This is a genomic window from Rouxiella sp. S1S-2 (genome assembly GCF_009208105.1).
Lineage (GTDB): Bacteria > Pseudomonadota > Gammaproteobacteria > Enterobacterales > Enterobacteriaceae > Rouxiella.
Genome location: NZ_WFKL01000001.1, coordinates 1819350 through 1833371, shown reverse-complemented (window position 1 = coordinate 1833371; position 14022 = coordinate 1819350). Strand labels below are relative to the sequence as shown.

General features: G+C 46.4%; 20 protein-coding genes, 1 tRNA gene and 1 pseudogene. 9 read left to right on the top strand and 13 right to left on the bottom strand.

The window, feature by feature from the left end:
• Positions 1–19: 19 nt before the first annotated feature.
• From GA565_RS08595 to GA565_RS08585, 3 genes are all read right to left on the bottom strand, one after another.
• Complete coding sequence (locus GA565_RS08595) at positions 20–322, bottom strand: phage protein NinX family protein (protein WP_152201379.1); 303 nt, start codon at positions 320–322, stop codon at positions 20–22.
• Between the two features lie 107 nt (positions 323–429).
• On the bottom strand, positions 430–699 hold the full coding sequence (locus GA565_RS08590; protein WP_152198123.1) for a YebO family protein: 270 nt from the start codon (positions 697–699) through the stop codon (positions 430–432).
• 103 nt (positions 700–802) lie between these two features.
• Positions 803–991, bottom strand: a complete 189-nt coding sequence (locus GA565_RS08585) for a PhoP/PhoQ regulator MgrB (RefSeq protein ID WP_152201377.1) — start codon at positions 989–991, stop codon at positions 803–805.
• 241 nt (positions 992–1232) lie between these two features.
• Between GA565_RS08585 and GA565_RS08580 the strand changes: the two genes are divergently transcribed.
• Positions 1233–1469: a YobH family protein gene (locus GA565_RS08580; protein WP_152198122.1), complete on the top strand. Its 237-nt coding sequence runs from the start codon at positions 1233–1235 to the stop codon at positions 1467–1469.
• A gap of 92 nt (positions 1470–1561) precedes the next feature.
• Here GA565_RS08580 and GA565_RS08575 read toward each other — a convergent pair whose 3' ends face one another.
• Positions 1562–1807, bottom strand: coding sequence for a DUF2766 family protein (locus tag GA565_RS08575; protein WP_055778717.1), 246 nt, complete (start codon positions 1805–1807; stop codon positions 1562–1564).
• A 119-nt stretch (positions 1808–1926) separates the two neighbouring features.
• Here GA565_RS08575 and GA565_RS08570 point away from each other — a divergent pair, with 119 nt between their 5' ends.
• The 3 genes from GA565_RS08570 to GA565_RS08560 all read left to right on the top strand — a co-directional run bounded on the left by GA565_RS08570 (position 1927) and on the right by GA565_RS08560 (position 4258).
• Entirely contained in the window at positions 1927–2118 is a 192-nt protein-coding gene (locus tag GA565_RS08570) for a YebW family protein (protein ID WP_152198121.1), read from the top strand.
• A 119-nt stretch (positions 2119–2237) separates the two neighbouring features.
• Positions 2238–3875: an ABC transporter substrate-binding protein gene (locus tag GA565_RS08565; protein WP_152198120.1), complete on the top strand. Its 1638-nt coding sequence runs from the start codon at positions 2238–2240 to the stop codon at positions 3873–3875.
• Between the two features lie 170 nt (positions 3876–4045).
• Positions 4046–4258, top strand: coding sequence for a hypothetical protein (locus tag GA565_RS08560; protein WP_055778723.1), 213 nt, complete (start codon positions 4046–4048; stop codon positions 4256–4258).
• 51 nt (positions 4259–4309) lie between these two features.
• Here GA565_RS08560 and GA565_RS08555 read toward each other — a convergent pair whose 3' ends face one another.
• Positions 4310–4597, bottom strand: coding sequence for a hypothetical protein (locus GA565_RS08555; RefSeq protein WP_055778725.1), 288 nt, complete (start codon positions 4595–4597; stop codon positions 4310–4312).
• Between the two features lie 313 nt (positions 4598–4910).
• Between GA565_RS08555 and GA565_RS08550 the strand changes: the two genes are divergently transcribed.
• The 4 genes from GA565_RS08550 to GA565_RS08535 all read left to right on the top strand — a co-directional run bounded on the left by GA565_RS08550 (position 4911) and on the right by GA565_RS08535 (position 6894).
• On the top strand, positions 4911–5129 hold the full coding sequence (locus GA565_RS08550) for a hypothetical protein (protein ID WP_055778729.1): 219 nt from the start codon (positions 4911–4913) through the stop codon (positions 5127–5129).
• 118 nt (positions 5130–5247) lie between these two features.
• Positions 5248–5847, top strand: coding sequence for a hypothetical protein (locus GA565_RS08545; protein WP_152198119.1), 600 nt, complete (start codon positions 5248–5250; stop codon positions 5845–5847).
• Between the two features lie 268 nt (positions 5848–6115).
• Positions 6116–6529, top strand: coding sequence for an ASCH domain-containing protein (locus GA565_RS08540; protein ID WP_152198118.1), 414 nt, complete (start codon positions 6116–6118; stop codon positions 6527–6529).
• Positions 6530–6696: 167 nt separating this feature from the next.
• Complete coding sequence (locus GA565_RS08535) at positions 6697–6894, top strand: DUF1737 domain-containing protein (protein WP_084983472.1); 198 nt, start codon at positions 6697–6699, stop codon at positions 6892–6894.
• A 168-nt stretch (positions 6895–7062) separates the two neighbouring features.
• Here the strand turns inward: GA565_RS08535 and GA565_RS08530 are convergent.
• The 3 genes and pseudogenes from GA565_RS08530 to GA565_RS08520 all read right to left on the bottom strand — a co-directional run.
• A pseudogene (locus GA565_RS08530) lies at positions 7063–7230 on the bottom strand (NADP-dependent isocitrate dehydrogenase); the annotation flags it as partial.
• A gap of 285 nt (positions 7231–7515) precedes the next feature.
• Positions 7516–8409 (bottom strand): hypothetical protein, encoded by an 894-nt coding sequence (locus GA565_RS08525; RefSeq protein WP_226950929.1) that lies wholly within the window; start codon positions 8407–8409, stop codon positions 7516–7518.
• A 343-nt stretch (positions 8410–8752) separates the two neighbouring features.
• Positions 8753–9790, bottom strand: coding sequence for a S66 peptidase family protein (locus tag GA565_RS08520; RefSeq protein ID WP_152198115.1), 1038 nt, complete (start codon positions 9788–9790; stop codon positions 8753–8755).
• Between the two features lie 179 nt (positions 9791–9969).
• Here GA565_RS08520 and GA565_RS08515 point away from each other — a divergent pair.
• A tRNA-OTHER gene (locus GA565_RS08515) sits at positions 9970–10084 on the top strand.
• Positions 10085–10247: 163 nt separating this feature from the next.
• Here GA565_RS08515 and GA565_RS08510 read toward each other — a convergent pair.
• The 5 genes from GA565_RS08510 to GA565_RS08485 are packed head-to-tail and all read right to left on the bottom strand — an operon-like array spanning position 10248 to position 14014.
• Positions 10248–10787, bottom strand: a complete 540-nt coding sequence (locus tag GA565_RS08510; protein WP_152198114.1) for a tail fiber assembly protein — start codon at positions 10785–10787, stop codon at positions 10248–10250.
• A complete protein-coding gene (locus tag GA565_RS24760; RefSeq protein WP_226950928.1) occupies positions 10787–12217 on the bottom strand; it encodes a phage tail protein in 1431 nt (476 codons plus the stop codon). Before GA565_RS24760 ends, GA565_RS08510 begins: the two co-directional genes overlap by 1 nt.
• The gene (locus tag GA565_RS08495) at positions 12210–12767 is read right to left on the bottom strand and encodes a phage tail protein I (protein ID WP_152198113.1); all 558 of its coding nucleotides are present in this window, start codon (positions 12765–12767) and stop codon (positions 12210–12212) included. Before GA565_RS08495 ends, GA565_RS24760 begins: the two co-directional genes overlap by 8 nt.
• The gene (locus GA565_RS08490; RefSeq protein ID WP_152198112.1) at positions 12733–13680 is read right to left on the bottom strand and encodes a baseplate J/gp47 family protein; all 948 of its coding nucleotides are present in this window, start codon (positions 13678–13680) and stop codon (positions 12733–12735) included. Before GA565_RS08490 ends, GA565_RS08495 begins: the two co-directional genes overlap by 35 nt.
• On the bottom strand, positions 13664–14014 hold the full coding sequence (locus GA565_RS08485) for a GPW/gp25 family protein (protein ID WP_055778777.1): 351 nt from the start codon (positions 14012–14014) through the stop codon (positions 13664–13666). The genes GA565_RS08490 and GA565_RS08485 overlap by 17 nt, the downstream gene beginning before the upstream one ends.
• Positions 14015–14022: the final 8 nt, after the last annotated feature.

Here is a 14022-nt window from a genome sequence, read left to right as displayed (position 1 = left end):
AGTATCTCCGCGCTTTTTGTTACGCGCAAGTCTTACTTAACAAGAAACAAATCATTGCCGCGCGCAAAGGTCGCGTACAGCTTGCCTGCCATTGACCTTCCGAACTGGAAATTTGAGCAGACCAGTCTTTATTTTCTGGCAATTCATTGAAATTTATGCTGATTTTATTGGCGCATATAATCGGCCACGCATCAGAGGGGTTGTTGCAGTAGTCTTTTCCTTTCACGCCGCCGTAGGGATACCATTTATCAGGCTCTTCACCTGTCAGCAAAGCAACGTTGTGATTCAGTTCGTTATCGTGTTCTTCAGACCATTTAATCATCTGTCTTTCACCCAGCCAAGTTGTCATGAGACAAGCTACATCAGAATTAAGACAGTTTTATGAACGCAAAAGCCGCCATAAAGGCGGCTTTTTTGTCATAAACTCAATTATCTTTCGGGGATAAAGCCCCTCAATCCAAAGGCCGAGTCATCTTCAACGGTTTCAGGCGTCTCATTGCCCTGCGCCTTGACTAATACTTCCAATAGTTCAGTTTGACGGCGCTGCTGCTCAGCGATTTCAGTCAACAACTGGACCTGCAAATTTGCCTTAACGCTGGCACGGTTAACCACGAACCACACCAGTAAAAATAACAGTGCGGATAGCAGACCCAACACAACGGTGGCCAGGCTTGATTGGCCCATGACTTCACTGAACATTGACAACCCTACAACTTGATTAACCAGACGCCTATCTTATCATTGTCTGAAATACAGGGAAGGTATTCGCGAAAAAACAGACGCTTCTGACGGGATTTAAAGCCTACCAAGGGATAAATGATGTGACCGAGCAAATTCCAAGATCGAAGCTGCCTCCCTGATCGCAATAGCTATTCAGAGCAAGGAGATAAAGCCCTACACACAGCAACAGGAAAACGACGAAAGCAACGACTTTCCTGACGCTAAAAAGGGGTTTTTTCAGTTTGATGGCAGATCTCTTAGGAGTTATCACGCGCTTATTGATGCCCAAAATCTGCGTCCAAGACGTAGTAAAACATCAATCTATCCTACTCTGTATAAGTTAAACAAACTTCAAACGGAGAAGCCCCTATCTGGGCTAAAGCCAATGCACAACATGGAATGTTTCCTCAATCTTTCATGATTTTTTTCAGAGTATTAGAGAAGCGTTGATGTACGATTTATGTTTATACTTTACCGTGACTTTAGTCAGAGTCATTAAGAGAGAATAAGGAATGAGCGTGATTAAAACAATTGTTGTATTAGCGGTTATCTACGCGGTTTTCCTGTTTTCAGGCTACGGTGTGACCGTCGGCAGTAGCGAAAATGCTGCGGGTCTGGGCCTGAAATGCCACTATCTCACTGCGAGAGGGATCGTTGACTCCCAATATATTCACAGTGACAGTGGCATTGTTGGCGTTGCTAACTGCCCTATTTTCAAGCAAGTAGGTGACGTCGTAGACAAATCCTAGCCGTTAAAGACAGATACCCGCAGGCTTGCCTGCGGGCTTTTTCGGCAACGCGTTATAGAGAGTACTCCGCAAAAGCTCTCTCGCGACCCGTCCTAGCTGTCGTGCTTGGTAAACTTAAGCTCGATCAACGAAATTGCTTTTTCAATCGCACGACGAGTTACCGGATCGGCGCCCGCAGGATGCGTACTAAAATCGATGTTTTTCAACTGATGTGACATTTTATCACGCACTTCTGTTGGCGCTATGATGTCGATAACATCCAGGATTTGTTTAATTACCAGTTGGCACGCAACCAAATCTGACTCAAGTTCCTGTTCTTTAGATAAGCTCTGTGACATCCCCGTAACTCCTCGGTACTCAATATTATTCATAAAAAAACGGCGCAAAGGATAACACGCCGCAGCTGAATCTCGCCAAAGCTTCTATGATTAATTGAGTAAAACGAAAGGAGGCAAAGATGTTCGCACTGGTTTTAACCGTATGTTATCTCGGCGGAGGCTGTGACGATTTAGTGGTAGACGCCTTTAACACCGTTACAGAATGTCGGGTCGCCATGCGCCAGCAGGGCCTGAATCAGGCAGGATGCTATCCGATTGAAGAGTTTATCGACGGCTATTGGATCCCGGCACATACTCATGCAGACTTCTAATACTTAATGAAGGCTGTATCAAAACGCTTCATTACGTATTGATTAATTATCCTAATAGCGTTATTTATGACCTGTTACTTATTGATATATCGAATATTAATTTGAATGGGAAAATGACGATGCAAAGATGCAACACAGGATTTAAACGACTTCCTCTTGCACTATTGATTACAGGTCTTTGTTTATCTCCATTAATGGTTAACGCCGCCAACGTACCTGCTGGGGTCGAACTGGCGCAGAAACAGGAAGTTGTGCGTAATAATGGTTCTGAACCCGCAACGCTGGACCTGCAAAAGGCAGAGAGCAGCGTCGAAAGTAATATTCTCGGCGACCTGTTTGTCGGTTTAGTCAGTATTGATGACAACGGTAAAGCGCGCCCGGAACTGGCCGAAAGCTGGGAAACCAAAGATAACAAAACCTGGATATTCCATTTGCGTCCCGGACTGCGCTGGTCTGATGGCTCTCCAATTACTGCCCAGGACGTCGTTTACAGCTGGCGACGCCTAATCGACCCTAAAACAGTTTCTCCGTATGAAAGCTATCTTGGCACCGTGCACGTAGTGAATGCCGACAGCATCATTGCCGGGAAAATGCCAGCCGATCAGCTCGGCGTCAAGGCGCTGGATGCCCAGACCGTACAAGTTGAACTGACGCGACCGATGTCATATTTCCTGCAAATGATTGCCCATTATTCCTTGTTCCCGGTAAGCCAGGCCAACGTCGAGAAATTTGGCGATAAATGGACGCAGCCGGGCAATCTGGTCAGCAGCGGCCCTTTCAAATTGAACAGCTGGACGGTGAATGAACGCGTCACCGCCGTCAGAAACGATAAATACTGGGACAATGCCCACACCGTTCTCACACAGATGACCTATTTGCCTATTGCCTCCGGGGCTGCGGATATCAACCGCTACAAGGCCGGGGAAATCGATATTACCCTCACCATTCCTGAAGTGCAGTTTGCTTCGTTGAAAAAAGAGCTCGGCTCGCAGGTGCACACTAACCCTTATCTTGGGGTTTATTACTATGCGTTTAATAATCAGAAACCACCGTTCAACGACGTGCGCGTTCGACAAGCGCTTAGCCTCGGATTAGACCGCGATATTATTGCCAATAAGGTATTGGGCCAGGGTCAAACGGCGGCTTATACCATCACGCCTGACAATACCGGTGGCTATACGTTTAAACCGTCAGCGATGGCAAAACAAACGCAGGAACAGCGCAACGAAGAGGCCCGCAAGCTGCTGGCAGACGCTGGATTTGGTCCCCAGCACCCTCTAAAATTCAATCTGCTGTATAACACCAGCGAGTCCCACCAGCACATTGCCATCGCGGCCTCATCTATGTGGAAGAAAAATCTGGGCGTGACCGCAGTCCTGCAGAATCAGGAATGGAAAACCATGCTCGACACGATGCATCAGGGTAATTATGACGTGGTGCGTTATGCATGGATAGCCGACTACAATGAGCCTTCAACCTTCCTGAACACCTTCCGCACTGACAACAGCGAGAATACGCCTAAATTCAGTAATGCGGAGTACGATAAAGTTCTGGACGATGCGCTGGCGGCCACCAGCAAAGATCAGGTCGAAAAAGACTATCAGAAAGCTGAAGATATTCTGAGTTCTCAGGCGCCGATAGTGCCGCTTTATCACTACGTGAGTGCCAAACTGGTTAAACCTTTTATCGGCGGATTTGATAATCATGACCCGCAGGGCCGTGTTTATGCCAAAGATCTGTATGTGATTAAGCACTGAGTTCAGTTTTACATTTCTCTAGACAGCCCCGCCAAGTCTCTGAAAGGCGGGGCTCATTTCTGAAATCACCACCTCACAACCTCCCCTCCTCAGGCATTGTTTATTTATTAAACTTGCCTCTGTTTACTCAGATGATAAATTGGAGATTATTCGTACAGATGGGAGGCCCTATGCATTTCTCGGAAAGCGAGATCCAACCTCTTTGGGACGAAGTTGCCCGCATTATTGGTGAGGCAGTGATCCAGCTGCAGCATCGAGGTGAACCCCTCGCGGCAGATTCGTTGGTTAAATATCTCGAACACGAGTTGGCCGCGGCCGGCGTTCAACAACGCATTTTGATAGGTGCGGCGATCAACATGTTGAGAACAGACCGGCGCTCATAGCAGGAGAACGCCGATGGAAGGTATTCTGAGTGCTATCAAAAAAAAGCGTTGTTATCTTGACTGGGCAGCGCGCCCCTGAGCAAACAGAAAAATACGCTGCGTGATATCATCTGCACCGAGAATATTACTCTTTTGCTCAAGGTTGGCACGGGCATAGGCAATATCATGGGCCTGATCGACCATATGGATCACTTTGTCTCGGGTGTTTTTATCAAGATTACCTAGCAGAGTCGTCAAAATAGCCTGATAGGCATTTGAGGCATAGGTAAGTTGCTTCTCGCGTTGTTCCAGCGCTTCGATACGCGCCATCAGCGCCTCTAACTGCTCTTGATTGGACATAGCGGCATCCTTATTCGTTTCGCAGAGTAAAACTGAAACACGGACTCATACTGAGTGTTATTTATACAGTTTAAACCACTTTAAAACAAAATATTGATTAAACCAATCTTAAACTGCCATAAAACTACGCCGAAAAATCCCTTAATTGTAAACGGCGTCAGGCTGCATACTTTGCCACTGTCAGCCTGACGCCAATGCACCGCCAATTTGCTCGTAACAAAAGCATCACTTGCTTACAGAAGCGGCGATGACAGCCTACCAGGACTTATGACATGTTTTACACTGAGTTCATTCTTCCTTTGGGGATATAAATATGCGTAAGATTGCCTGTAGCTTTGCTGTATTTGCGGTTTTAATGTCTGCCACTTCTATGGCTCGTGCAGAAGGTTGCTTGAAAGGCGCAGCCGTGGGTGCTGTGGCCGGTCACGTTGCCCACCACCACGCTGTGTTAGGTGCTGTTGGCGGTTGCGTAGTCGGCCATCACATGGCGGCTAAAGCTAAAAAAGAGAAAGCAGCAGAAGCGCAGAAATAATCACAATATCGGGCCACCACTCAGCCGCTGGCCCTTAAAATTCTACTGTGATGCTTTTACTCAAACCAACCTTCTAAGGTTGGTTTTTTACTTTTTAACCCGGCAAGGAAGAGGTCAAATGTATCCAGATGCCATAACAGCACATAACGTATTAACTCAGCACATAGGGACTAAAAACGAAAACCGAGAAGCCTCCCATTTCACTAAAAAAATTAATAAAGTAATGAATGTAATAAAGCAACCGTTCACGATTTACGCAAAATATAAAGATATATTAGAAACATCCAGTGAGTATAGTTTCTGTTACATGGACTCTATTGGACTTGATAAGAAATATGCTGCAGGAGAAACTCACCTTATTAAAGCAAAAGACACGCCTTTTGAAGCAGCACTAATTAATCACTTAATTGGTATGAAAAATCCAGAAAAGACAAATATAATAGTAACCTGTACGGCTATTGAGGTCCCGATGACAGGCGCCGATGGCCATCGCTATCTGGTAAGAAGTAATTTCGTGCATTACCGGGGCGCAAAAGGACAGATAACGATAATGCCAAATGGTGAGATTGACATATCAGAGAGTCAGCACATGAAAAGAAACATGTTACCCGGCATGAAGAGAATATCCGGGGAATTTGCTGTTTACGAGATCCCCAAAAATCAAATGATTCAAAAAACGAGAGGAACCTTCTCTTCTTTTACCTTCATAAATGAGTAAACACCGCTTAAAATGATATTACCGATGGCCTAAAGCATGCAAATTTACGCCGACAATATGAGTGATTTTATCTTTGTCGCCTTTTCGAATTTGCCGCAATTTTAGCCTCGCAGATCCTAATAATTTTTTCCTTTATTCCTGCTCTCATGATCCCTACCTTTCATAAAATTTTGATCGCCATCTCATCTAACCAACATAATATCTGTTCGGATTGCCACATTTTAGTATGATAATTTATTCAATTAATGGATTGATTTAATGGGAATTTATGATAAACACAATGGCGATACTCAAGCAAAAATACCCTGATGCCCTTGTATGGCAGTTTGGAGATACCCCAGAAATGGCTAATGAATTATCAAATCTAGTTATTAAAGGAATAAAAACGGCAGGATGTAGCTCACTGACTGCTTTAAAATCAGAAGAAACACCGCCCACAATTGGCTGTTACAACATTATTTTAAACGGCGAACAAAAGCCGGTCTGTGTCATCAGAACGATCGCCATGAGGCTGATTCGTTTCTGCGATGTCACTGAAGACATCGCTAAAAAAGAAGGCGAAGGAGATCTCAGTCTTCAGTATTGGAGTACCGGCCACCAAGAGTTTTTCGAAAGAGCGGGGACTTATACCTACGATATGGAACTGGTTGTAGAAGAGTTTGAGCTGATCGACGTTCTCTGAATTTTAAATTCCATTCATTATCGATTTCACTCTTGGAAAAGTTCAGGCAACCTGTATAGGCTCACAGCAACACTCTTTAAGCCCAAAAAGGGCGCGTCGCGACGTTACTTTCTACTCGTCTTATCTCTTAGCGTCTATTAAGCACATCAATCTTAAGGAGACCCGCCATGACGAATAATCCCCCCGAAGGACTGCCAAGATACAGGATTTTGACTGGTCCGGATGACGCATCCTTCTGCCATCGTGTTTCTGCTGCACTCGATCTTGGATATGAGCTTTATGGAAATCCAGCAGTGACCTACGACTCTGATAAAAAAACCGTGATTGCTGCCCAAGCGATAATTTGGAAAAGTGAAAAGAGTTAGAAAAAACTTGAGAGGTGCGCACGATCGGAGTTTTTGGACCGAAGCCATAATGAAAACGGGTCGTTTTTTTGCAGAAGGGTTTTGCAGGAGTTTTGCAGAAAGCTCATATTGTCCTAAAAAAAACGGGACCCTTTCGGCTCCCGTCTCATGCATCTCGGTTTCCCGACATTACATATTCGCGATCATCGCATCGCCAAACTCTGAACATTTCAACAGCTTAGCGCCGTCCATCAGACGTTCGAAATCGTAGGTCACGGTTTTCTTGGCAATCGCCGCTTCCATTCCCTTCACAATCAGGTCGGCCGCTTCGAACCATTCCATATGACGCAGCAGCAGGCGGCAGTAATGACGTTAATTAATTGAATTAAATGATAAAATCACCGGTAACGGCATCGAAGTAAGTGCTTTAAAAGCAGTTTGTAACCAACTGAATTAACAAGGAATAAATTTAGTTTTGCAGAAGGCTTTTGGTGCACCGCCCCCGCTTATTTTCTTATATTGGTATTCGCATTTTGCTTGACGGCCTGTTCGCAAATTATTTTTTCGTTTACAACAAAATTTTAAACATCTGAGGGCAAGTTGACCGGCAGCTTTGAGCGAGGAGCGGACATAATGACGGTCTCAATATATTTTCCCTTGTTTGTTATGATTCATATGTTTCCAAATTTCTTCGAAAACATCTCCATTTACATAACCCATGTAACCGATTGATAATTTTTCAAACTCTGCTCTGAGCGATTCCTTACTTTTCAAAGAAACATCCAGTAATTTTCTTGCTCTATTGAGATAATCATGTTTATCTTTTGGACTCATTTTAATCCAAGCTTCACCCAAACTCATAATTGCCTCAGTGATTAAGGTTTCTCTTCTTGTCTTTAAGGCTATCCCTCTATGATTTTTTTGCATTGTTTCATGAAAAGCTCGATGAAGCATATAATCAGAATTGTAAGTGTAAAGTTTTTTTGAATCCAAAAGTTTAGCGGAAAGTGTTAAATTTCCTGTTGCAAATAAGTTTTTATAGAAAGTAAGTGCTGAATTTTCAATATCAATAGCGGGAATTTGTTCTAGGGGTGCAATGCAAAAATAAACAGGTGCGAATTCTTTAATTGTGTGATTATTATAAATAAAGTGGTAACCATGACAGGTTCCAATAAATGTGATAAGTTGATTGCACATAAATTTATTAATAATTCTGAGGTTATCAGCAAGATCACTCCATGGAATGATACTTTTATCTGGCAGTTCCATTGACAGTGAATTACCATGAGCTTCAATGTGAATAATTGGTTGGAAACCAATGTTTAACTCAGGACTGAACATCTCCTTTATATCTTGCAATATATCTCGAAATTTTTTTTCATTTTCAATTTTAAGCAAGGAAATACCACTTCCAAATCCTTTGTCGCTTAGGTTTTCATGAAGGTGCCTTGCTGTCTGGTAATCATTTTCAGGCAGGCAATCGAGGATAATCAGCTTGTTAAAATTTAGGCTCTTATGAAATGTACTATGCTCCATTTTCTTTTCCGTCAATAAAAGTGATTACATAAGTTTAAATTAAATGCTAGCTAAATATATTAAAGCAGTAGTAATGTTGAAGTTATAACACTTTTGACAAGTTTTATAAACGTTCCGCTTCTGGTACCGGCGTACAAGTTAATTTTGTTGGAGGTCTGACCTGCTCCCGATTGATTAACACATGCCCATAATAGCCCTACATCCTGATAGTTGTGACAAATGCGAACTTCCGCTTTTGGCACACAGCAGACAAACACGTGACGCTGAAAGTCTGCTGTGAGCGAGGAGCGGACGTTTATGCAAAATACAGCCTCGCCCGCTTTTACATTTGAAATTATTTTTCCTATAGTTGTTGAGTTATTGAACATCCATTTTCAGTGAATAAAACAGTTGCACTTGCCCCATTCACCAGCGAAAGTTGAGGCGGCATGTGACCAATATCCACATCATAAAGCACGGGCACAGCAATATCTTCTAAAGCGGCCCTGAGGGCGTCCATATAGTTATGTTTGGTCGGATCGTTTACATCGGGTGCCGCACTTCTGCCTATAAGAATACCGCTTAAATTATTCAACCAACCCTGTAAGCGTAAGCTGAATAATGCGCGCGTTAATTCACAGGGAGCCATTTCTACATTTTCAAAATAGAGAATAACTCCTTGTCCGCTATTTTGTGCCTTAAACAAAGGCAAATTTCCGAACGGCGTGCCTGCTAATCTGGATATTATTTCGAGGCAGCCACCAATTAGGCACCCACTAAACTTAGCTGAAGATGTAACTCCATCCAGGTGTTTCCACTGCGTTTTCTGAGTCAGATTGAAACCTTCATTTGTCGCTGTTCCCCACTGATTTTCATCAGTTTGAAATGCTTCTGAAGAGTTCTGTTTAACTACACTTCCCCGGGTAGACCCCAAAATATCCCATACAGCCTGTGTGGTAGAGTCTAACTCTTGAGCACCAAGATCCATTAAATTGGGTCCATGCAAAGTGGCCCAACCAGAAAGCGTAGTTAGTGGAAAATGAAGCGTACTAAGATCTGAATAACCCACAAACCATTTTGGTTCAGACTGAGCTAACAGATTAAAATCAATCAACTCAAGCAACTCCATCGCAAGATCACCTCCCCATGGTGGCATAACAGCTTTTATTTCCGGGTCAGTTAAATAAGACATTAACTCTTCTGCGCGAGAGGTTTTACAAGAGCTTTTATTTTTGTGCTGCGAACGCAAGCACCTTCCTTCGAGAACTCTGAAACCTTTTTTCTTAAGGTTACCTATCGCAAGTTCCAGCCTGGGGTGCAGGTGTTGAGGAACACCAGAGGATGGGGCTGTTATCGCAATCAAATCTCCTGGTATGAGTTTGGGTGGAAATCGAACACTCATGTTTTAATCCTTTTCAGAACAAAGGTGAGAATCCATAATCTATTAGTTTGGTTTAAAAGGAAACCAGCTGACCTGAATCACTTAAAAGTGTAACTCTCAGGGTTCGAATGACTATACTTGGCACTTAGCAGTCAGCAATGCATGTGGCGAGAAGTCCGGTTTACCGCTAATTTTCTGCTGGAGGTGGTCAAATTGTTTGCGAACAGACAGTCAATTAAGATGCGAATGGAGTCTATGTCAGATGAAATTACGCACTTAAACCGTCCGGGGGTTCAAATCCCCCCAGCTCCACCAAATTAGATAGGACAGTGACCGGACAAACTCAGACAAACCAGTAAGTTATGAGCGCGGTAAGGACTACACACTGACACCATCGAGACAGAAAAGGATACGTAAAAGATACGCGGCTCCTTTGAAGGAATGAACCTCTGCTAACCCAGAGGTTTTTTTTCGCCTGCTACCCAGGGATGAGCGACATCCGCCCCAATTCCACCGTCCACCTCTCCAACGCCTCCAATCTTTCCAGATCTGCCTCTGTCGCCATCCCGTGCTTTTCAGCCCTTTGCAGCAGAGTAATCTCTACCTCGGCTGCTCGCATCTGTTCTGCCTGTTGCTTTTCAGCCTCAGCCGTTAGATGTACCTGCTCTGCCACCTCGTCAAACACCCAGCCCTTCCCGTCCCATCGGTCCCACGTTGTTGCAGGAGCCACCGTCGTTGTGTTGCCCGGCAGAGCTCCCGGTGTCTCGATGTATACGGATAACCCGGTCTCGGTGCTATATACCTTAGTACCGCGATAATCCTCACTGATAATCCATTTGCCGCTTTTAAAGATCGCCACAGTCCCTTTCTTTGCTATGGGCGGCGCTAGCTCAGTGCAATGCGCCGGTAATCCCGTGTGAGCCGGAATGTGGGCATCCCCTGCCCCGATATACTCTTGAGTATCGGCACGCAGGTTATAGATTTTTATGGTTTGGGGTTTATCTGTCATTTGAAACATTATGCGAGCCTCACGATGTAGTTAAATGCGATGTTTTTGACGGTGTTTTCTGCTTGCCCGCTCGGGGAGATGCGGATGGTGTGGCTGTGTACACCCATATCGATGTAGTGGTTGTGCCCGCCGATATTGGTCCAGTGATCGTGCCCGCCGATAAAAACGCTGTGCGCATGACTTCCTTCCCAGCTGGTTCTATTTTTCTCGTACCATCCCGTGTTGTCCGTTCCCGTTCGAAAATCTCCCCATTTGCCGCCAGGTGCAGCCACTCCGCCCAGATGGTCGTGCCAACCCTGCACGTCGGTGGTTTTCGAACCATAGTCAAAACCGGTTGAGACCTTAGATCCATAATCAAACCAACTGGTTGTTTTACGGCCCAAATCGGTATTGTCGGCGCTGGCGTTATGTCCGTGAGACTTAATGGCGTCCATCTCAAAGGAGAGCGCTTTGCGTCCTCCTACGGGCGTACCTTTAATGACCTGGCTGCGCATATCGGGGATAACGCCGGAGGGATAGGCAATAGCAAGATGGGGGTAGGCCGTTTTATTAAATTGTTGGCCCACCATTAGCGCCATACCGGCAGGCGCTACGTCCGAGGGCCACGGGATCGGTGCGCCAATTGGATATTCACTGCCCAGCAGGCCGATAACATCGGCAGCTTTAGGCTTATTGGCGGTGTTATAGAAAGCCACCCACTCGCCCCAAGGCCCATTTTCACCCTTCCATTCACCGCTAAGCTCGCGCACATATTTGGTCCCTCTCCTCGTCGTATATTCCTGCTGCATCCCAAATCCTCCCCGCAACACGGATAGAGAGCCGCCGAGCGCCTCGGGATAATTGAGGGCCGTTGTTGCGAATTCATCATGGGTAACCTGATAAATGCCAAGACACCGATGATCCATTTCATTCAAATCCCCCCAATAATCCTGCCGGATCACTGGAAGTCCGCCAATATTTGCCAAAAACGTGTCTTTATCCGCCGCATCGGCACCGTTCTGGTCTATCCGTAAAAACAGCCCGTCTCCTGTCGCCACTTTCAGCGTTATATTTTTGGAATCTGAGACTGCCAGGCGAAACTGCAGGTTAATGCTCACGCCGGACACCGGTTTCTCAAGCGCGGCACTGCTGGCAATAGCGTATAGCTCGCCCCTGTCGGTTAATAAGCCAATCTCACGGACGGTGAATCCTCCCACGCCGGTAGGTAAAACCAGCATCGCCATCATCTGGTTATCCTGATCTGGCGAGACCGACAGGCTGGCAATTTCTCCGCGATAAACTTCGTTGACCAATTTCGTCGCCTCAGGTTTGGGAACCTGCTCTTTACCTTTTCCGTCGCCGATTACAAAGTGCGTCAACACTATCGTCTCGCTTGTGGCGACGGCATCGGCCGCCAAACGTCTTCCCGCGTGGGTGATAACACTGTAATACTCAGACATTGCCCGTTTCCTTTCCTTGAATATCCACATCAATATGCCCAGTCACCGCGCCGCCAATGTAATAAAGGCCCGTGCTGCCAATATCTGAAATCACATCGATTGAGCTGAGCCAGCTGCGGAGGTTTTTAGATTTATCGGTCTGTCGGCGTATCTGGTCGTAGAGGGGTATGGAGATGGTTGTCGTGCTGTAAACCTGCACGCGAAAGGTGTAGGGCATCGCTCGCGGGGCGTCTTGCCACCATTCGATAACCGTGGTCGAGAAGCCTACCGCACTTAGAGAACGCCGCACCGCGCCCGCTGTTCCGCGATGCTGATGAATGTAGGCTGCGTCCTGTATCACCTGCCGCTTTTGTTGCTCGCTCCAATCGGCCTCCCAGCTGTCGACGGCATATTCCCAGGCTAACCACGGCAACAGCGCGTAGGGGCATTTTTGCGGATCCTTCGCCTGGCGAACGAGCACCGGTATATTTATGATTGTCGAAACGGAGGCTTGCTCGAGCGTGCGTTCGGCACGTTCAGCGTTCAGCGGTAAGAGGGATGTGAAGGTCATCCTGTTTATCTCCCCGATACAACCGGATAGTGATTTGGTCACAGTAAGGCGCGACTCCGGTGGCCGCATTTACCCCTTCGACAGGCGTCATCAAGTGAACCTGTTGGACGCCTGGCTGATGCAATGCGCGATAAATTCCCGACATCGGGATATCGGCTTCAATACGCTGGATCTTCTTGATGTACATAAAAAGCGCGCTGGCGGCGTTGTTAAGCACCAGTTGCGGGTCGGGTCCTTCCGGTATCTCCAGGTCTGCGGCTACAACATAATGGTTGATGGTTGCCGACCTGACTATCACACAGTCACTCAAGGGCCGGGTTTCATCTTCATTGAGCGCCGAGCGAACTTTGTTGAGTAATGCCTCTGATGCTGCGCCGTCGCCGGTGCGGGATAAGACATAAACATCTATCTCCCCGGGGCGTCCATGAGTTTCAGGACCATAACATTCGGCGTCGAGAACGTCAGCGTCGGCAGATTTTGCATGAAAGCGATAGGCATCACGGCTTCCGGCGGTATTGAGCTGTGACCAACTGAGCTGAATACGCGTCCGGAATGCTTCATCGTCTTCCATTACGGCCGCAACAGGAGGGACGACCTCGGGTTGCGCCGCGATTATCTCCAGTCTTGAGACGTTAAACCCCGCCCCTAACTGGTCCAAATCGGCCTTTTGTGCGCTGGCCAGCAACACGCCGCGTACCGAGTCATTTACTCGCTGGAGCAACAACGTGGTTTGATAGGTTAATACCTCGCCCTGCTTAAATGCGGGGTCGGACTCAACCAACGCATCGAACTGCGAGTCGAGACTGCGCAGCCTGGCTAACCATGAATTGAAAATCACTTCAGGGTGAGGTACATGCACCGCGTCGGGTACGGCCAGTTCAGAGAGATTTATGGTTTTAGGACTGATGGCCATTGAGCGGGATCCTGTTGAAGGTAATGGATAAGCCGGTTTCTTTATGCGTCCCCTCGATAGAAATTTCGACGACACTCTCCTCCTGCTTTATGACCTGAATGCGCGTCACCGTTAATCGCGGCTCCCATCTCGCCAGCGCGGTGGCCGTTGCGGAAATAATGCGTATCCGATTGCTCTCATCTAGGGGGTTATCGACCCGATCATGCAGGTCACTGCCGTAGTCGCGACGCAGTACGCGGGACCCTTTAGGTGTGGTGAGAATATCGATAATTGACTGCCGCAGATGGGCGGTACCGGAAAGACGTTTTCCGGTTTTAGCGCTAACTCCCTGCATAAAGACTC